This is a genomic window from Roseateles hydrophilus (assembly GCF_026712245.1).
GTDB classification, from domain to species: domain Bacteria; phylum Pseudomonadota; class Gammaproteobacteria; order Burkholderiales; family Burkholderiaceae_C; genus Pelomonas; species Pelomonas hydrophilus.
This window is the reverse complement of record NZ_JAPPUY010000001.1, coordinates 808,359-825,800: the sequence shown is the minus strand read 5'-3', so window position 1 is coordinate 825,800 and position 17,442 is coordinate 808,359. Positions and strand designations below refer to the sequence as shown.

General features: G+C 69.2%; 15 protein-coding genes and 2 tRNA genes. 8 read left to right on the top strand and 9 right to left on the bottom strand.

Features of this window, described 5'->3' with window-relative positions:
- Positions 1-55 precede the first annotated feature (55 nt).
- The 5 genes from NYO99_RS03675 to NYO99_RS03655 form a co-directional block, all read right to left on the bottom strand.
- A tRNA-Val gene (locus NYO99_RS03675) sits at positions 56-130 on the bottom strand.
- 37 nt (positions 131-167) lie between these two features.
- Positions 168-242: transfer RNA gene (locus tag NYO99_RS03670), tRNA-Val, on the bottom strand.
- 33 nt (positions 243-275) lie between these two features.
- The gene (gene dnaQ / locus NYO99_RS03665; RefSeq protein ID WP_268165741.1) at positions 276-1,004 is read right to left on the bottom strand and encodes a DNA polymerase III subunit epsilon; all 729 of its coding nucleotides are present in this window, start codon (positions 1,002-1,004) and stop codon (positions 276-278) included.
- A gap of 7 nt (positions 1,005-1,011) precedes the next feature.
- Positions 1,012-1,821 carry a prolipoprotein diacylglyceryl transferase gene (gene lgt, locus NYO99_RS03660; protein ID WP_268165740.1) on the bottom strand — a complete coding sequence of 270 codons (810 nt, stop codon included), beginning with the start codon at positions 1,819-1,821 and terminating at the stop codon, positions 1,012-1,014.
- Between the two features lie 57 nt (positions 1,822-1,878).
- Entirely contained in the window at positions 1,879-2,139 is a 261-nt protein-coding gene (locus NYO99_RS03655; RefSeq protein WP_268165739.1) for a TIGR04438 family Trp-rich protein, read from the bottom strand.
- A 63-nt stretch (positions 2,140-2,202) separates the two neighbouring features.
- Between NYO99_RS03655 and NYO99_RS03650 the strand changes: the two genes are divergently transcribed.
- Positions 2,203-2,496, top strand: coding sequence for a c-type cytochrome (locus NYO99_RS03650; RefSeq protein ID WP_268165738.1), 294 nt, complete (start codon positions 2,203-2,205; stop codon positions 2,494-2,496).
- A 172-nt stretch (positions 2,497-2,668) separates the two neighbouring features.
- Here the strand turns inward: NYO99_RS03650 and acs are convergent, their stop codons facing one another.
- Positions 2,669-4,630 carry an acetate--CoA ligase gene (acs, locus tag NYO99_RS03645; protein WP_268165737.1) on the bottom strand — a complete coding sequence of 654 codons (1,962 nt, stop codon included), beginning with the start codon at positions 4,628-4,630 and terminating at the stop codon, positions 2,669-2,671.
- 119 nt (positions 4,631-4,749) lie between these two features.
- On the opposite strand from acs, the gene NYO99_RS03640 reads away from it, so the two are divergent.
- The 3 genes from NYO99_RS03640 (at position 4,750) to ahr (ending at position 8,149) form a co-directional block, all read left to right on the top strand.
- On the top strand, positions 4,750-5,337 hold the full coding sequence (locus NYO99_RS03640) for a TIGR00645 family protein (protein ID WP_268165736.1): 588 nt from the start codon (positions 4,750-4,752) through the stop codon (positions 5,335-5,337).
- A 147-nt stretch (positions 5,338-5,484) separates the two neighbouring features.
- Positions 5,485-7,023, top strand: coding sequence for a fumarate hydratase (locus NYO99_RS03635; RefSeq protein WP_268165735.1), 1,539 nt, complete (start codon positions 5,485-5,487; stop codon positions 7,021-7,023).
- A 109-nt stretch (positions 7,024-7,132) separates the two neighbouring features.
- Positions 7,133-8,149, top strand: coding sequence for an NADPH-dependent aldehyde reductase Ahr (gene ahr / locus NYO99_RS03630; protein ID WP_268165734.1), 1,017 nt, complete (start codon positions 7,133-7,135; stop codon positions 8,147-8,149).
- Here the strand turns inward: ahr and NYO99_RS03625 are convergent.
- Together NYO99_RS03625 and NYO99_RS03620 are read right to left on the bottom strand one after the other, a co-directional pair.
- Positions 8,116-9,399, bottom strand: coding sequence for a mechanosensitive ion channel family protein (locus tag NYO99_RS03625; RefSeq protein WP_268165733.1), 1,284 nt, complete (start codon positions 9,397-9,399; stop codon positions 8,116-8,118). The two genes, ahr and NYO99_RS03625, sit on opposite strands and share 34 nt — an antisense overlap.
- A 72-nt stretch (positions 9,400-9,471) precedes the next feature.
- Positions 9,472-10,407: a histone deacetylase family protein gene (locus NYO99_RS03620; protein ID WP_268165732.1), complete on the bottom strand. Its 936-nt coding sequence runs from the start codon at positions 10,405-10,407 to the stop codon at positions 9,472-9,474.
- Between the two features lie 31 nt (positions 10,408-10,438).
- Between NYO99_RS03620 and NYO99_RS03615 the strand changes: the two genes are divergently transcribed.
- On the top strand, positions 10,439-11,371 hold the full coding sequence (locus NYO99_RS03615; RefSeq protein ID WP_268165731.1) for an AAA family ATPase: 933 nt from the start codon (positions 10,439-10,441) through the stop codon (positions 11,369-11,371).
- Positions 11,372-11,399: 28 nt separating this feature from the next.
- Here the strand turns inward: NYO99_RS03615 and NYO99_RS03610 are convergent, their stop codons facing one another.
- Complete coding sequence (locus tag NYO99_RS03610) at positions 11,400-13,448, bottom strand: M13 family metallopeptidase (protein WP_268165730.1); 2,049 nt, start codon at positions 13,446-13,448, stop codon at positions 11,400-11,402.
- Between the two features lie 193 nt (positions 13,449-13,641).
- Between NYO99_RS03610 and NYO99_RS03605 the strand changes: the two genes are divergently transcribed.
- From NYO99_RS03605 to NYO99_RS03595, 3 genes are all read left to right on the top strand, one after another.
- Positions 13,642-14,616: a DUF58 domain-containing protein gene (locus NYO99_RS03605; RefSeq protein WP_268165729.1), complete on the top strand. Its 975-nt coding sequence runs from the start codon at positions 13,642-13,644 to the stop codon at positions 14,614-14,616.
- Positions 14,613-16,631: a transglutaminase TgpA family protein gene (locus NYO99_RS03600; RefSeq protein ID WP_268165728.1), complete on the top strand. Its 2,019-nt coding sequence runs from the start codon at positions 14,613-14,615 to the stop codon at positions 16,629-16,631. Before NYO99_RS03605 ends, NYO99_RS03600 begins: the two co-directional genes overlap by 4 nt.
- 184 nt (positions 16,632-16,815) lie before the next feature.
- A complete protein-coding gene (locus NYO99_RS03595; RefSeq protein WP_268165727.1) occupies positions 16,816-17,442 on the top strand; it encodes a LysE family translocator in 627 nt (208 codons plus the stop codon).

The following is a 17,442-nucleotide window of genomic DNA, read 5'->3' as shown; positions in this document are numbered from 1 at the left end:
GCGACAAACCGGACAAAGAAAAACCCCCTCGCCACAAGGCTGAGGGGGTTGGTCTTGGTGGGCGGTGCAGGGTTCGAACCTGCGACCCCTGCCGTGTGAAGGCAGTGCTCTACCGCTGAGCTAACCGCCCGAAATCTGGCGCTGCGTTTTCAAGGTACCAGGAAACCTGGTGGGCGGTGCAGGGTTCGAACCTGCGACCCCTGCCGTGTGAAGGCAGTGCTCTACCGCTGAGCTAACCGCCCTCGAAAACGCATCGGCTTTCGGGAAGCCCACGATTATGCCACGGTTTCTTGCGGCTCAACAACTCGCCATTTGCAATTTCCACCGGCGGCCTTGTCCAGGTCGGCCAGCATCTTGGTGTGTGCCGCCAGTTCGGCCTCATCAGCACGCAACACCGGCAGATCAAAACGGCTGAGGTCCACCACTTCGATGGCCGCTTCGGCCTCACCGGCCGGCGCATCGCCGTGGTCGTCCATCAGCAGCGCGTCCTGCCCGCGCGTCAGGCGGATGTAGACATCGGCCAGCAGTTCCGCGTCCAGCAGCGCCCCGTGCAGCACGCGCTTGGTGTTGTCCACCTCCAAGCGTCGGCACAGCGCATCCAGCGAGTTGGCCTTGCCCGGAAACTGGTCGCGCGCCATCAGCAGCGTGTCGCGCACGCCGGCCACATGGTCGGTCAGCACACCGCGCTTGAGCCGCTTGAGCTCGGCGTTGACAAAGCCGATGTCGAACGGCGCGTTGTGGATGACAAGCTCGGCACCGGCCAGGAAGTCCAGCAGCCGATCGACGATCTCGGCGAACTTGGGCTTGTCGGACAGGAACTGCTCCGTCAGCCCGTGCACGCGCAGCGCGTCCTCATGGCTGGCGCGCTCCGGGTTGATGTAGAGGTGCAGGTTGTTGCCGGTCAGTTGCCGGTTCACCATCTCCACGCAACCGATTTCGATGATGCGGTCGCCCTTGTCGGCTTCCAGGCCGGTGGTTTCGGTGTCGAAGAAGATCTGTCTCATGATCGGCTCAGGCGGGGCGCTGGTTGCGCCGGGTGGCCCAGAGGAAGATGGCCAGGCCGGCCAGGATCATCGGCAGGCTGAGCCACTGACCCTGGCTCCAGTTCAGCGCGCGCAAGCCCAGGAAATCGTCCGGCTCGCGGAAGTACTCGGCCACGAAACGCAGCGTGCCGTAGCCCATCATGAACACGCCGGAGATCTGTCCCGTGGCGCGCGGCTTGCGGGCGTACAGCCACAGGATCACGAACAGCAGCAGCCCCTCGCCCAGGGCCTGGTAGAGCTGCGAGGGATGGCGCGCCATGCCGCCGTCGGCCGCCTGCGGGAACAACATGGCCCACGGCAGATCAGCCGGCGCCGGCCGGCCCCAGAGCTCGCCATTGATGAAGTTGCCCAGGCGCACGGCCATGATGCCGGTGGGCACACAGGGCGCGATCAGGTCCGCAACCTCGAAGAAGCCACGCCCGCGCCGCCGCCCGAACCACCACAACGCCAGCAGCACGCCGAGCAAGCCGCCATGAAAGGCCATGCCGCCCTTCCAGACCGCGAACACCTCACCCAGGTTGTGCAGGTAGTAGTCGGGCTTGTAGAGGAAGCAGTAGCCCAGCCGCCCGCCAAGCACCACGCCCAGCACGCCGTAGAACAGCACGTCGTCCACGTCACGGCGCGTCCAGCCCACGGCAGCGTGCTGGGACATGCCCACACGCTTGCCGGCCAGCCACAGGAACAGGCCGAACGCAATCAGGTAGGTGATGCCGTACCAGTGCACGGCCAGCGGGCCGAGACGGAGGGCGATGGGGTCGAACTGGGGGTGGACCAGCATGAGCTCGGCAGGAATCAAAAGCGGCCGGCATCATAGCCAGCAGGCCAGGCGCCCCGTTCAGCGGCGCTTCTTGTTGCCGGGCCGGGCCTGCCCCAGCCCCTCCATCAGCTGTTCCCGGCGCGCGGCCTTCTTGGCGTCCAGCGCCTGCATGGCCTTTTTCTGCGTCAGCCCCGTGCTGTCGGAGAACCACCACCACAGCACCGCCAGCGGGAACGGCGACAGCACCAGCGCCCAGGCCCAGAACTCGTCCTTGTGAAACTGCACAAAACCGCCGACCTTGAGCACGATCAAGAGCACGCCGATCAATACGAACGCCATGCGGCATCTCCTTCAGGTATCTTTACGACCACTGTAGTTCACGCCTCCCCCTGAAAGGTTCCCATGAAAGCCCTGTTGCTCGGCCTCGTCCTGATCGCCCCCGCCGCCTTCGCCAGCCAGGACCTGGCCCAGAAGAAGAACTGCATGGCCTGCCATGCGGTAGACAAGAAGCTGGTCGGGCCTTCGTACAAGGACGTGGCCGCCAAGTACGCGAAAGACAAGGACGCCGCCAAGAAGCTGGCCGAGAAGATCCAGAAGGGCGGCGCCGGTGTCTGGGGTGCCATGCCCATGCCGGCGAACAACGTCACCCCCGCCGAAGCCGAGACGCTGGCCAAGTGGGTGCTGGCGACGAAGTGACCTCTCGATGCCGCCGCTGACGCGCGGCACGCCACGACAGGCCCTGCGGGGCCTGTTTGTGTTTCTGGCAATGCGTCGCCGCGCCGGCTGGACGCACCCCACAAAAGCATGAGGCCGCCGGGCTCTCACCCGGCGGCCTGCGCAAAAGACGCGTCGATCAGTCCTGCACGAATCAGTACGCCTGACCCAGTTGCTCGAGGATCGCCGGGTTCTCCAGCGTCGACGTGTCCTGCGTGACCGACTCGCCCTTGGCCACCGAGCGCAGCAGGCGGCGCATGATCTTGCCGGAGCGCGTCTTGGGCAGGTTGTCGCCGAAGCGGATGTCCTTGGGCTTGGCGATGGGGCCGATCTCCTTGGCCACGTGGTCGCGCAGCTGCTTGGCGATGGCCTTGGCCTCGTCGCCACTCGGGCGCGGACGCTTCAGCACAACGAAGGCGCAGATGGCCTCGCCGGTCGTGTCGTCCGGGCGGCCGACGACGGCGGCCTCCGCCACCAGCTCCGTGCAGCTGACCAGCGCCGACTCGATCTCCATCGTGCCCATGCGGTGGCCCGACACGTTCAGCACGTCGTCGATGCGGCCGGTGATCGTGAAGTAGCCCGTCTCGGCGTCGCGGATGGCGCCGTCGCCGGCCAGGTAGTAGCCCTTGAGCTCGGCCGGGTAGTAGCTCTTCTTGAAGCGCTCGGGGTCGCCCCAGATCGTGCGGATCATCGACGGCCACGGCTTCTTGACGACGAGGATGCCGCCCTGCCCGTTGGGCACGTCGTTGCCGGTCTCGTCGACGATGGCCGTCGTGATGCCCGGGAAGGGCAGCGTGCAGGAGCCGGGCACGAGTGTGGTCACGCCGGGCAGCGGCGTGATCATGTGGCCGCCGGTCTCGGTCTGCCAGAAGGTGTCGACGATGGGGCAGCGGCTGCCGCCCACATGCTGGTGGTACCACTCCCAGGCGGCCGGGTTGATGGGCTCGCCCACCGAGCCCAGCAGACGCAGGCTGCTCAGGTCGTACTTCTTCGGGTGCACTGCCTCGTTGCTCTCGGCCGCCTTGATCAGCGAGCGGATGGCCGTCGGCGCCGTGTAGAAGATCGTGACCTTGTGCTTCTGGATCATCTGCCAGAAGCGGCCGGCATCCGGATACGTGGGCACGCCCTCGAAGACGATCTCGGTGCCACCCAGCGCCAGCGGGCCGTAGGTGATGTAGGTGTGGCCCGTGACCCAGCCGATGTCGGCGGTGCACCAGAAGATGTCGTCGTCCTTCAGGTCGAAGGTCCACTTGGTCGTCAGCGCCGCATGCAGCAGGTAGCCGCCGGTGCTGTGCTGCACGCCCTTGGGCTTGCCGGTGGAGCCGGACGTGTAGAGCAGGAACAGCGGATGCTCGGACTCGACCCACTCGGGCGCGCAGGTCGTCGGCTGCGCGGCCGTCAGCTCGTGCAGCCACAGGTCACGCCCCTCCACCCAGCCGATGTTGCCGCCGGTGCGCCGGTAGACGATGACGTCCTTCAGCGTCGGGCAGCTGTTGTCGGCCAGCGCCTCGTCGACGATGGCCTTCAGCGGCAGTGCCTTGCCGCCGCGCTGCTGCTCGTCGGCGCAGATCAGCGCCACGGCGCCGGCGTCCTGCACGCGGTCGCGCAGGCTCTGCGCCGAGAAGCCGCCGAACACGACCGAGTGCGTCGCGCCGATGCGCGCACAGGCCTGCATGGCCACGACACCTTCGACCGACATGGGCATATAGATGACGACACGGTCGCCCTTCTGGATGCCGCGCGCCTTCAGCGCGTTGGCCAACTGGCTGACTTTGGCCAGCAGCTCGGCATAAGTGACGCGGGTCACGGCGCCATCGTCCGCCTCAAAAATCAGCGCCGTCTTGTCGCCCTTGCCGGCCTCGACATGGCGGTCCAGGCAGTTGTAGGAGACATTGAGCTTGCCGTCCTCGAACCACTTGAAGAACGGCGCGTCGCTGTCGTTCAGCGTCTTCGTGAACGGCGTCTGCCAGCTCAGCAGCTCGCGGGCCAGGCGGGCCCAGTAGCCGGCGTAGTCCTTCTCGGCCTCCGCCACCAGCGCCGCGTAGCCGGCCTCCCCCTTCACATGCGCGTTGGCCACCCACTCGGGGCTGGGCGCGTAGGTGTTCAGCGTGCTCATCGCTCTGTCTCCTTGAGTTGATTGGCGCGGACTGTGCTTCGGGCGTCTGACGATGCCCTGACGGCGTGACGTCATTCACGCCACCTAGAATTTCCGGCAATTCTGCTCGGTCCCACCCCATGCCCAACGCTCCCCAGCTCCGCCCCCTGCCCCGCCTGATCTTCGCCAGCCGCTGGCTGCAGCTGCCGCTGTACCTGGGCCTCATCCTGGCCCAGGCGGTCTACGTGTTCCAGTTCTGGACCGAGCTGGTGCACCTGATCGAGGCCGCCTTCGGCAACCAGGCGGCGCTGGAAATGCTGGTCAAGAGCATCGGCTACAAGGGCGACGGCCTGCCCGGCAAGCTCAACGAGACCATCCTGATGCTGGTGGTGCTGGGCCTGATCGACGTGGTGATGATCAGCAACCTGCTGATCATGGTCATCGTGGGCGGCTACGAGACCTTCGTGTCGCGCATGGACCTGGACGGCCACCCCGACCAGCCCGAGTGGCTGAGCCACGTGAACGCGTCGGTGCTGAAGGTCAAGCTGGCCACCGCCATCATCGGCATCAGCTCCATCCACCTGCTGAAGACCTTCATCAACGCCAGCAACTACACCGAGCAGACGCTGATGTGGCAGACGCTGATCCACGTCGCCTTCCTGCTGTCGGCCATGGCCATCGCCTACACCGACCGCCTGCTGGCCCACAACGACAGCGGCAAACACTGATTCAAGCCTCCCAGCCCGAGGCGCTGGCGCCCGCGCCCTGTCAGCGTCATGTCGGACGCAGGCTGCAGCATGGGCGCCCCGCCGTGAGCGCCGCTTTTCAGCGCCGCCGATAATTCCGCGCAACCCTCACACCGCTCCAGGCTCGCCATGACCACGATCCGCCAGCAAGACCTCATCGACAGCATCGCCGCGGCGTTGCAGTACATCAGCTACTACCACCCGGCCGACTACATCGCCCACCTCGCCCGCGCCTACGAAAGCGAGCAGAGCCCGGCAGCCAAGGACGCGATCGCGCAAATCCTGACCAACAGCCGCATGTGCGCCGAAGGCAAGCGGCCGATCTGCCAGGACACCGGCATCGTCAACGTGTTCCTGAAGATCGGCATGGATGTGCGCTGGGAAGGCTTCAGCGGCAGCATCGAGGACGCCATCAACGAAGGCGTGCGCCAGGGCTACAACAACCCCGACAACAAGCTGCGCGCGTCCGTGCTGGACGATCCCATCTTTGCCCGCAAGAACACCAAGGACAACACGCCCGCCGTCGTGCAGATGGAAGTCGTGCCCGGCAACACGGTGGACGTCATCGTCGCGGCCAAGGGCGGCGGCTCGGAGAACAAGAGCAAGGTCTACATGCTCAACCCCAGCGACGACATCGTCGACTGGGTGCTGAAGACCGTGCCCACCATGGGCGCTGGCTGGTGCCCGCCGGGCATGCTGGGCATCGGCGTCGGCGGCACGGCCGAGAAGGCCGCCCTGCTCGCCAAGCAGGCGCTGATGGAAGACATCGACATGTACGAACTGCTGCAGCGCGGCCCGCAGAACAAGCTCGAAGAGCTGCGCATCGAGCTGTACGAGAAGGTCAACGCGCTGGGCATCGGCGCCCAGGGCCTGGGCGGCCTCACCACCGTGCTCGACGTGAAGATCAAGACCTTCCCGACGCACGCGGCCAGCAAGCCCATCGCGATGATCCCGAACTGCGCGGCCACCCGCCATGCGCACTTCGTGCTGGACGGCAGCGGCCCCAGCTACATCGAGCCGCCCAGCCTGGACCTGTGGCCCGACGTCAACTGGGCGCCCGACTACAACAAGAGCAAGCGCGTCGACCTGAACGCGCTGACGCCGGCCGAGGTGGCCAGCTGGACGCCCGGCCAGACCCTGCTGCTGAACGGCAAGATGCTGACCGGCCGCGACGCCGCCCACAAGCGCATCCAGGACATGCTGGCCAAGGGTGAGCCACTGCCCGTGGACTTCACCAACCGCGTCATCTACTACGTCGGCCCGGTCGACCCGGTGCGCGACGAGGTGGTGGGCCCGGCCGGCCCGACGACGGCCACGCGCATGGACAAGTTCACCGACATGATGCTGGCCAAGACCGGCCTGATCGCGATGGTGGGCAAGGCCGAGCGCGGCCCGGTCGCCATCGAGTCCATCAAGAACCACAAGAGCGCCTACCTGATGGCCGTGGGCGGCTCCGCCTACCTCGTCAGCAAGGCGATCAAGGGCGCCAAGGTCGTGGGCTTCGCTGACCTGGGCATGGAAGCCATCTACGAGTTCGACGTGGTGGACATGCCCGTCACCGTGGCCGTGGACGCCACCGGCACCAGCGCCCACATCACCGGCCCGGCCGAGTGGAAGCAGCGCATCGCGGCGGGCAAGCCCGTGGCCATCCCGGTCAACGCCGTCTGAGCGCCGGGGCCACCGGCCCCGCCTCCTCTCTGCGCCGCGGTGTCGCCAACGCGCACCCGCGCGCCGCGGGCTTGCTGAAGAATGCGGGCTTCTCGTCGAGGAGCCCGTCATGGCCCATTTCCGCGCGTACGCCGCCCACACCGCTGGCGGCCCCCTGCAGCCGTTCGACTTCGACCCCGGCCCGCTGGGTGACGAGGATGTCGAGATCACCGTCGAGCACTGCGGCATCTGCCACTCCGACCTCGCGATGATCGACAGCGAGTGGTTCCCGGCCAGCTATCCCGTCGTGCCCGGCCACGAGGTCGTCGGCCGCATCACCGCGCTGGGCCCGCGCGCCAAGGGCCGGCAACTGGGCCAGCGCGTGGGCGTGGGCTGGCACACCGGCAGCTGCACGCACTGCAACTTCTGCCTTGGCGGCGAACAGCACCTGTGCGGCCAGCGCCAACCCACCCTGATCGGCCGACACGGCGGCTTTGCCGACCGGCTGCGCGCGCACTGGTCCTGGGCCATCCCCATCCCGGACGCGCTCGATCCTGCCGCCGTCGGCCCGCTGATGTGCGGTGGCGGCACGGTCTTCCTGCCCTTCGTGCTGCACGCCGTGAAGCCGACCGACCGCGTGGGCGTCGTCGGCATCGGCGGGCTGGGCCACCTGGCCGTCAAGTTCGCGCGCGCCTGGGGCTGCGAAGTCACGGCGTTCACGTCGTCCGCCAGCAAGCGCGACGAGGCGCTGGCGCTGGGCGCGCACAAGACGGTCTCCAGCGTCGACAAGGCCGAGCTCAAGGCCGCCGCCGGCAGCCTGGACTTCCTGCTCATCACGGTCGGCGCCGCGCTGAACTGGGACGCGCTGATCGGCACGCTGGCGCCCAAGGGCCGCATGCACCTGGTGGGCGTGGTGACCGAGGCGTTGAGCCTGCGCAGCGGCGGTTTGCTGAGCTGGCAGAAGGGCCTGTCCGCCTCGCCCACGCCGCCGCCCTCGGTGCTGGCGACGATGCTGGACTTCGCCGCGCGGCACCAGGTGCTGCCGCAGGTGGAGCGTTTCCCGATGAGCCGCGTCAATGACGCGATCGACCACCTGCGCAGCGGCCGTGCGCGCTACCGCGTGGTGCTGGACTCCGACTTCAGCTGACGCTGCACCTGCTGCGGGTAGGGAATCTCCACGCCCAGCTCGCCCAGCGTGCGCAGGATGGCGAGGTTGACGTCGGAGCGCACGCCGCCGGCGCCGTTCTCGGGGTCGGCGATCCAGAAGAACGCCGTCAGCTCCAGGCCGCTGTCGGCGAAGCGGCTGAGCTGCACCGCCGGCCCGGGCTCGGCCAACACGCGCGGCACGGCGGCCACGGCCTTCGCCAGCGCGGCAATGACAGCCTCCACGTCACAGCCGTAGTCCACCTGCACGACGGTGGACAGCAGCACCCGCGGGTCGGCGAGCGAGGAGTTCTCCACCCGCTGCGTGATCAGCATCTCGTTGGGCACGATGGCTTCCTTGCCGCCCAGCGAGCGGATCACGGTGTAGCGCGTCTTGATGTCGGTCACCCGGCCCTCGAAGTTGTCCACCTTGACCATGTCGCCGATGCGCAGGCTCCGCTCGGCCAGGATGACGAAGCCGCTCACGTAGTTGGCCGCCAGCTTCTGCAGGCCAAAGCCCAGGCCCACACCCAGGGCGCCGCCCAGCACACCCAGGGCGGTCAGGTCGATGCCCGCCGCCGACAGCGCGAACAGCAGGCCCACGAACAGCAGCAGCGCGCGGATGGCGCTGGCGGCGATCTTGCGCATGGACAGGTCCATGGACTCGCGCTGCAGCAACCGCGACTCGATGGCCGCCGAGATCCACAGCGCCACCACCAGCACCAGCGCCGCCGTGAGGCCGCCCTCGATGAGGTTGCGCAGCGTCAGCCGCACGGTGCCGAACTTCCAGCCGATGTCGTCCAGTTCGTCCAGGATGATGGGCAGCAGGCCGGTGATCCACAGCACCGCGCCCAGCCACATCAGCCAGGAGCCGATGCGCTCGACCAGGCGGATGGGCGCCGAGTCGGGCCAGGCCGCATGCAGCACGCGGGCGATGACACGGATGACCGCCAGCGACACGAGCACCGGCAGCGCCAGCTTGAACAGCGCCGGCGACAGCTCCCACAGCGGCATCAGCCGGCGCGCGCCAAAGGCCAGCGCCAGCGCCAGCAGCGGGAACAGTGCGCCGTCGATCACGCGGTCGCCGAACAGCACGCTGTGCTCGCGGCGCGTGGCCGCGCGCGACAGCGCCCAGCTGACCAGCCCGGCCACCGCCAGGCAGGCCAGCAGCAGTGCCCATTCGGTCAGCGCGTCGGCGCTGAACACGCGGCCCAGCAAGGCCTGCAGTTCGTTCAGGCTCAGCGGTTGATGCATTGAATTCATTTCAAGGCGCGGGCCGCACGGCGCGGCCGCGAAGGTCGTCAAACAAGATCGGGAAACGAGGGCTCAGAGATCGGCCAGCACCCGCAGGTGCACGCCCACGCTGCGCGCCAGCGCGCCGAGGTGGTAGCCGCCCTCCAGCACCGAGACGATGCGGCCCTTGGCATGGCGCGCGGCCACGTCCTTGAGCTTGAGCGTGATCCACTCGTAGTCAGCTTCCACCAGCCCCAGTTGCCCCAGCTCGTCCTCGCGGTGGGCGTCGAAGCCGGCCGAGATGAAGATCATCTGCGGTTTGAAGCGCTCAAGCGCCGGCAGCCACATCGCCTCGATGATCTCGCGCACCTCGGCACCCCGCGTGTAGGCCGGCACCGGCACATTGACCATGTTGGTGCCTTTCGGCACCGCACCGTTGTACGGGTACAGCGGATGCTGGAACAGGCTGACCATCAGCACGCGCTCATCGCCCGCGACGATGTCCTCGGTGCCATTGCCGTGGTGCACGTCGAAGTCCACGATGGCCACGCGCTGCAGGCCACGGTCGTCGAGCGCGTGGCGCGCCGCGACGGCCACGTTATTGAAGAAGCAAAAGCCCATGCTCTGGTCGCGCGTGGCGTGGTGGCCGGGCGGGCGCACGGCACAGAAGGCGTTGTCGGCCTGGCCGTCGATGACGAGGTCGGTGGCCTGCACGGCCGCGCCGGCCGCCATCTGCACGGCCGCCCAGGTGTGGGCATTGGCCGACGTGTCGGGGTCCACCGCGCAGCGCTCGCCGCGCTCGGCACAGCCGCGCAGCAGCTCGCCAATCTCGGCCACGTAGCCGTGCGTGTGCGCCCGCTCCACGGCCTTCAGGTCCACCGGCCGGGTGTCCACATGCAGCAGTGCAGGTGCCACGCCGGACGCGATCAGCCAGTCATCGATGGCGGCCAAGCGCTCGGGGCATTCGGGGTGGCCGTCGCCCATGTCGTGGCGACGGCATTCGGGGGGATTGAAATACGCGGTGGGCATGGGCCGGAGTCTCTTGATATGGTCTGGGCCCATGACGCAAGCACGAACCTTGGCAACGCAACTGCAGGCGCTGCAAAACCAGATTAGCACGGTCATCAAGGGCAAACCCGCACAGATCGCCGATGCCCTGGCCTGCCTCATGGCTGGCGGCCACCTGCTCATCGAGGATCTGCCCGGCGTCGGCAAGACGACGCTGGCCCACGCGCTGGCGATTTCGCTGGGCCTGCAGTTCTCGCGGCTGCAGTTCACGGCCGACCTGCTGCCCAGCGACCTGCTCGGCGTCAGCGTGTACGAGCGTGAGAAGAATGGCTTCGTCTTCCATCCGGGCCCGGTGTTCGCGCAGGTGCTGCTGGCCGACGAGATCAACCGCGCCGGACCCAAGACGCAAAGCGCGTTGCTGGAGGCGATGGAGGAATACCAGGTCAGCGTGGAAGGCGTGAGCCACCCGCTGCCCCAGCCCTTCTTCGTCATCGCGACGCAGAACCCCAGCGAGCAGCTGGGCACCTTCCCGCTGCCAGAGTCGCAGCTGGACCGCTTCCTGATGTGCATCTCGCTGGGCTACCCCGACGCCGCTGCCGAGCGCGAACTGCTGATGGGCGGCGACAGCCGCGAGCAGCTCAAGGCGCTGCAGCCGGTGATGACGCCAGCGGAATTGATTCAGGCGCAGGCCCTGGTCAAGACCATCCACGCCGCCCCGCCGCTGCTGGACTACCTGCAGGCGCTGATCGCCGCGACCCGCTCGGGCCAGTGGTTCGTCGAAGGCCTGTCGCCGCGCGCGGGCCTGGCCGTGCTGCGCGCCGCGCGGGCGCGGGCGCAGCTGCTGGGGCGGGACTACGTGTCGCCCGACGACATCCAGGCCATCCTGCCGCAGACCATCGCCCACCGGCTGCAGCCGCGCGCCGGCGCGGGGCGCGGCGCGCGCGAGCAGGTGCGGGCGATGGTGGAGGCCATCCCGCTGCCTTGACGCCGCGGGACGCCCCATTGCGCCGCACTTACCAGATGCGCACGCGCTGCTCCGGCGGCAGGTAGAGCTTGTCGCCCGGCTTCACGTCAAAGGCGCGGTACCACTCGTCGAGGTTGCGCAGCGGGCCGTTGACGCGGAAGGTCGGCGGCGAATGCGGGCCGACCTTGAGCTGGTTGAGCATGGCCTCGTCGCGGTACTTGGACTTCCAGACCTGTGCCCAGGCCAGGAAGAAGCGCTGGTCGCCGGTCAGACCGTCGATCACCGGTGCTTCCTTGCCGTTCAGGCTCAGCCGGTAAGCCGTGTAGGCCATGGACAGGCCGCCAAGGTCGCCGATGTTTTCGCCCAGCGCCAACTGGCCGTTGACGCACTGATTGGGCAGCGGGCAGTAGCTGTTGTACTGCGCCACCAGGGCCTTGGTGCGGGCCTCGAAGCGCGCGCGGTCTTCGTCGGTCCACCAGTTGCGCTGGATGCCGGCGTAGTCCGACTTGGAGCCCTGGTCGTCGAAGCCATGACCCATCTCGTGGCCGATCACGCCACCGATGGCCCCGTAGTTCACGGCCGGGTCGGCATTGAGGTCGAAGAAGGGCGGCTGCAGGATGCCGGCCGGGAACACGATCTCGTTGAAGGACGCGTTGTAGTAGGCGTTGACCGTCTGCGGCGTCATGAACCATTCGTCGCGGTCGGGCTTGGTGCCCAGGCGGCGCAGCTGGTCGTTGATGGCATAGCGGCGCACGGACAGCACGTTGGCCATCAGGTCGTCGGCCACGATGTTGACGCCGGCGTAGTCACGCCACTTCTTCGGGTAGCCGATCTTGGGGTTGAAGGTCTCCAGCTTGCGATAGGCCTCGGCCTTGGTCGCCTCGCCCATCCAGTCGAGCTTCTGGATGTTCAGACGCAGCGCCTTGCGCAGGTTCTCGACCAGCGTGTCCATCGCCGCCTTGGCCTCGGGCTTGAAGTGGCGGGCCACGTAGACCTGGCCCACCGCATCGCCGATGCCGTTGAGCTGGGCAATGCCGCGCTTCCAGGCTTCACGCTGCGCCTTCTGGCCCTGCAGCACGCCGCCATTGAAGGCGAAGGCCGCTTCGTCGATCCCGGTGCTCAGCAGCGGGGCGTGGTTGCGCACCGCGTGGAAGCTCAGATAGTCGCGCCAGACGTTCAGCGGCGTCTTGGCGATCACGTCCAGCAGCGGCAGCACCGCGCTGGGCGTGCTGACGTTGACCTCGGCGGGCGGCTTGGTGATGCCGCTGGCGGCGAAATGGGCCGCCCAGTCGTAGCCCGGGAACTCCTGCTGCAGCTGCGCGAAGGTGCGCAGGTTGTAGGTGCGGTCGCGGTCGCGCAGCTGGGCACGGTCCCAGTGCTTGCTGGCGATCTCGGCCTCCAGCGCCACGATGGCCTCGGCGCGCGCCTTGGCATCCTGCACACCGGCGAAGCCCAGCATCTTCTGCACGTGCTCCAGGTAGGCGGCGCGGATCTGCACGAAGCGCGGCGCCGGGTTGACGTAGAAATCCTTGTCGGGCAGGCCCAGGCCGCCCACGCCGATCGAGACGAGGTAGCGGTTCGGGTCCTTGCGGTCCAGCGTGATGCCGGCGCCCACCGGCGTGGCCGTGCCGTCCATGCTGGCGCTGCCGAAGGCGGCGGTCAGCTTGGCCAGCGAGTCGATGCGCTCGATGCGCTGCAGCGTGGGCAGCAGCGGCTTGATGCCGGCAGCGTCGCGCGCCGCCTTGTTCATGTAGCTGGCGTAGTAATCGCGCACCTTCTGCTCGTTGCTGCCGGGCTTCAGGTCCTTGCGCGCCAGCAGCTCCTCGACGATGGCGCGGGTCTGCTCCTCGGCCCGGTCAGACAGCGCGTTGAACGAGCCGTAGCGGGTCTCGTAGTCCTTGAGCGCATAGCTGTCCGACCACGCGCCGTTGGCGTAACGGTCGAAGTCGTCGCCCGGCTTCACCGAGGTGTCGCGGTTGGCCAGTTCGACGCCGAAGCTGCCGAGCTGCGGCTTGGCGCCGGCAGCCAGCGCGGGCGAGGCGCCAGCGCTGAAGGCGAGGCCCACGGCGATGGCGAGCAGGGAGGGAAGGTGCTTCATTGGTGAATCACGAAGTGAAGGTTGGTGAGTCAGGCTAGCGCAAAACGTGCGCCACCGTGATGTGCCAAAGGTCTTGTCGCACAGGCGTCAGCGGGGCTGGCGACAGTGGCCTGTTGCATGATGAGTCCCCCGGCCATTGACGGACCGCGGCCACGGACTCTCCCGAGCAGGCAACATCCCGCAGATGAACCCCATGCAGTTGGCACGCCAGCGCTGGCAGGCCTGGTGGCAGGCCCGCCAGCCGGTGGCCGATACCCACCTCACCACGCAGCGCAACACCTACATCCTGCCCACGCCGGCCGGCCTGGCTTTCTGCGCCACGCTGGGCGTGCTGCTGCTGGCCAGCATCAATGAACAGCTCAGCCTGGGATACGCGCTGACCTTTGCGCTGACCGGCGCGGGCCTCGCGTCCATGCACACCACGCACGCCAACCTGCGCGGCCTGCAGATGGACCTGCGCGCGCCCGAGGGCGTGCATGCCGGCGACGACTACGCGCTGGAGCTGCGCCTGCACAACCCGGGGCGCGAGCGCTTCGGCATCGCCGTCAGCGCCCAGCTGGACGACGGCGCCAGCGAACCCGCCTGGGTGGACGTGCCGGCGCGCGGCCACGCCGTGCTGCAGCTGCGCCTGCCGGCCGCGCAACGCGGGCTGCGGGCGCTGCCCCGGCTGGTGGTCGCCACGCGCTTCCCGCTGGGCTTCTTCCGTGCCTGGAGCTACTGGCGGCCGGCGGCGCAGGTGTGGGTCTACCCGCGCGCCGAGGCGCAGCCGCCCGCCTTCCCCGCCCAGGCCGAGGCCGGCGCCGGCGAAGCCGCCTCGACGCGGCAGTCCACGCAGGGCACCGACTTTTCCGGCGTGCGCAGCTACCGCCGCGGCGACTCGCTGAAGCAGATCCTGTGGCGCAAGTCCGCGCTGGCGCTGGACCAGGGCCTGCCGCTGTGGGTGCGCGAGACCGAGGCCCCGCTGGCACGGGACCTGTGGCTGGACTGGCGCGACACCCCCGGCCGCGACATCGAAGCCCGGCTGTCACGCCTGACGGCCTGGGTGCTGGCCGCCGAGCGCCTGGGCCAGCCCTACGGCCTGCGCTTGGGCGGCCGCGAGATGGCGCCCGCGCTGGGCGCCGCCCACCGCCAGGCCTGCCTGCAACTGCTCGCGGGGTTCAGCGCATGAACGGCCTGCAACGCTGGTGGAGCCGCCTGCCACGCGACGCGCGCGACAGCTTCTTCCTGCTGGCCGTCATCACGGCCGTCATGGCGCCGCACGCCAGCCACCTGCCGCTGTGGGCCACCGGCCTGACCGGCCTGGTGCTGGCCTGGCGTGCCCACATCGCCTGGCGCCAGCGGCCGCTGCCCAGCCGCTGGGCCTTGCTGGCCATCGCGCTGGTGTACGCGGTGCTGACCTGGCTGACCTTCCGCACGCTGATCGGCCGCGAGGCCGGCATCACGCTGCTGACCGTGCTGATGGCGCTAAAGACGCTGGAACTGCGCGCCCGGCGCGACGCCTTCGTCGTGTTCTTCCTCGGCTTCTTCCTGGTGCTGACGCAGTTTCTGTACTCGCAGTCGCTGCTGACGGCGGCCGGTGCGCTGCTGTCGCTGTGGGGGCTGCTGGCGGCGGTGGTGCTGGCGCAGATGCCCACGGGCGTACCCAGCATCGCCATCGCCGCGCGCCGCGCCGCCAGCACCACGGCGCTGGGCCTGCCGGTGATGGTGTTGCTGTTCGTGCTGTTCCCGCGCATCGCGCCGCTGTGGGGCGTGCCCACCGAGCAGATCGGCAAGACGGGCCTGAGCAACCAGCTGGAGTTCGGCGCGATGAGCGAGATCGCCAACGACGACAGCATCGCCATGCGCCTGAAGTTCGACGGCCCAACGCCGCCGCCCGACCAGCGCTACTTCCGCGGCCCGGTGCTGACGCGCTTCGACGGCAAGACCTGGCGCGCCCCCGACACCCGCCCCAGCCAGGCCTGGCTGCGCGGCAACGACGACCTGCTCACCCAGGGCCCGGCGCTGCGCTACGAGGCCACGCTGGAGCCGCTGCGCATTCCCGTGCTGCCGCTGCTGGAGATGAGCCCCGGCACCGCGCTGGCCTTGCCCGACCTGGCCGTGCAGCGCGGGCCCGAGCTGCAATGGCTGGCGCCCCGCCCCATCACCGAGCGGCTGCGCTTCACCGCCACCGCCCACCTGGGCTGGCGCGCCGGCCAGCAGCTCAACCGGCTGCAGTACGCGGCGCTGACCGAGCTGCCGCCCGGCGCCAACCCGCGCACGCTGGCCTGGGCGCTGGCGCTGGCCACGCAGCCGCGCTTCACGGCGCTGCCGCCGGCCGAACGCGCCGAGGCCCTGGCCGCCGCGCTGCTGGCCCATGTGCGCACCGAGGACTTCACCTACACACTGTCCCCTGGCCGCTATGGCGAGCAGACGCCGCATGTCATCGACGAGTTCTGGCTGGACCGCCGGCTGGGCTTCTGCGAGCACTTCGCGTCGGCCTTCGTCGTCATCATGCGGGCCATGGGCGTGCCGGCGCGCATCGTCACCGGCTTCCAGGGCTGGGACGCCGACCCGCAGGACGGCTACCTCGTCGTGCGCAACGCCAATGCCCACGCCTGGGCCGAGTACTGGGTGCAGGGCAAGGGCTGGCTGCGCAGCGACCCCACCGCTGCCGTGGCGCCCAACCGCGTCACGCAAGGCCTGGCCCTGCAGCCGCAGCCCGGCCTGGTGGGCCAGCTGAACCCGACACTGTGGCGCGCGCTGCGCAACGGCTGGGAGACGGTCAACAACCGCTGGCAGCAGCTGGTGCTGAACTATTCGCGGCAGAACCAGTTCGACCTGCTCAAGCAGCTCGGCTTCGAGCGCCCGGACTGGAGCGCGCTGGGCCAGGCGCTGGCCGGCGTCATCTTCCTGACGGCGCTGCTCGGGCTGGCCTGGCTGCGCTGGAACAGCCGCCCGCACGATGCGTGGAGCCGGCAGCGGGCGCGCATCGCCGCCCGGCTGGCCGCCTTGGGCGTGGAAGCGCCGCCGCACGAAAGCCCGGCCGGCTGGGCCCAGCGGCTGCAGCAACGCCACGGCCCGGCGGCCCAGGCCGCCTGCGACTGGCTGCTGCAACTGCATGCCGCGCGCTACGGCGACGGCCGGCCCGCGCCGGCCTGGGCCGACTTCCGGCGGGCGCTGGCGGCGCTGCCGGCGCGACGCTGAGGGCGTGAACACGCGCGGCGCTGCACGCCAGCGCCGTGGTGTGGGCCGCGCCGCGAGGCCGTGATGCACACTCCGCTGCCGCAGGCGCTGTCCGGGCGCGGCGGCCCGGGCGTGCACCTGTTCGACCCGGAGTTCCGCTTCAAAGCCCCATGCACGACGCCCTCGACTGAACACGCCACGACCCATGCTGGACCTGCCCCAGACCCTCGCCTTCCTCGCCGCCGCCCTGCTGCTCACCGCCTCGCCCGGCCCCGACAACCTCATGGTGCTGAGCCTAGGCATGGCGCGCGGCCGGCGGGCCGGCATGGTGTTCGGGCTGGGCTGCGCCTTGGGCTGCCTGAGCCACACGCTGCTGGCCGTGGTCGGCATCGGGGCGCTGGTGGCCGCGTCGCCATGGGCGCTGCAGGCCCTGACCTGGGCCGGCGGCGCCTACCTGATCTGGTTGGGCGTGGGCGCCTGGCGCCATGCCGGCCGGGCGGCGGCGGGCGACGCCGGACATGACGCCACGCCCCTGCGCCGGCTGTTCACGCAAGGCCTGGTGGCCAATGCGATCAACCCCAAGGTGGCGCTGTTCTTCCTGGCCTTCCTGCCGCAGTTCGTCGTGCCCACGCAGGGGCCGGTGGCCGCGCAGCTGGGCCTGCTGGGCCTGCTGTTCACGGCACAGGCGGCCGTGCTGTTCGGGCTGCTGGGCTGGTTCTCCGGCCACGTGGGCGCCTGGCTGCAGCGCGTGCCCGGCAGTGCCCGCGTGCTGGACCGGCTGGCCGGCACGGTGTTCATCGGGCTGGGCCTGCGGCTGGTCGCCAGCCGCTAG

Coding starts and splice junctions, on each gene's coding strand:
- dnaQ (WP_268165741.1), bottom strand. CDS start 1,004: ATGAGACAGATCTTCTTCGACACCGAAACCACCGGCCTGGAAGCCGAC.
- lgt (WP_268165740.1), bottom strand. CDS start 1,821: ATGCTGGTCCACCCCCAGTTCGACCCCATCGCCCTCCGTCTCGGCCCG.
- NYO99_RS03655 (WP_268165739.1), bottom strand. CDS start 2,139: ATGGCGTTCGTATTGATCGGCGTGCTCTTGATCGTGCTCAAGGTCGGC.
- NYO99_RS03650 (WP_268165738.1), top strand. CDS start 2,203: ATGAAAGCCCTGTTGCTCGGCCTCGTCCTGATCGCCCCCGCCGCCTTC.
- acs (WP_268165737.1), bottom strand. CDS start 4,630: ATGAGCACGCTGAACACCTACGCGCCCAGCCCCGAGTGGGTGGCCAAC.
- NYO99_RS03640 (WP_268165736.1), top strand. CDS start 4,750: ATGCCCAACGCTCCCCAGCTCCGCCCCCTGCCCCGCCTGATCTTCGCC.
- NYO99_RS03635 (WP_268165735.1), top strand. CDS start 5,485: ATGACCACGATCCGCCAGCAAGACCTCATCGACAGCATCGCCGCGGCG.
- ahr (WP_268165734.1), top strand. CDS start 7,133: ATGGCCCATTTCCGCGCGTACGCCGCCCACACCGCTGGCGGCCCCCTG.
- NYO99_RS03625 (WP_268165733.1), bottom strand. CDS start 9,399: ATGCATCAACCGCTGAGCCTGAACGAACTGCAGGCCTTGCTGGGCCGC.
- NYO99_RS03620 (WP_268165732.1), bottom strand. CDS start 10,407: ATGCCCACCGCGTATTTCAATCCCCCCGAATGCCGTCGCCACGACATG.
- NYO99_RS03615 (WP_268165731.1), top strand. CDS start 10,439: ATGACGCAAGCACGAACCTTGGCAACGCAACTGCAGGCGCTGCAAAAC.
- NYO99_RS03610 (WP_268165730.1), bottom strand. CDS start 13,448: ATGAAGCACCTTCCCTCCCTGCTCGCCATCGCCGTGGGCCTCGCCTTC.
- NYO99_RS03605 (WP_268165729.1), top strand. CDS start 13,642: ATGCAGTTGGCACGCCAGCGCTGGCAGGCCTGGTGGCAGGCCCGCCAG.
- NYO99_RS03600 (WP_268165728.1), top strand. CDS start 14,613: ATGAACGGCCTGCAACGCTGGTGGAGCCGCCTGCCACGCGACGCGCGC.
- NYO99_RS03595 (WP_268165727.1), top strand. CDS start 16,816: ATGCTGGACCTGCCCCAGACCCTCGCCTTCCTCGCCGCCGCCCTGCTG.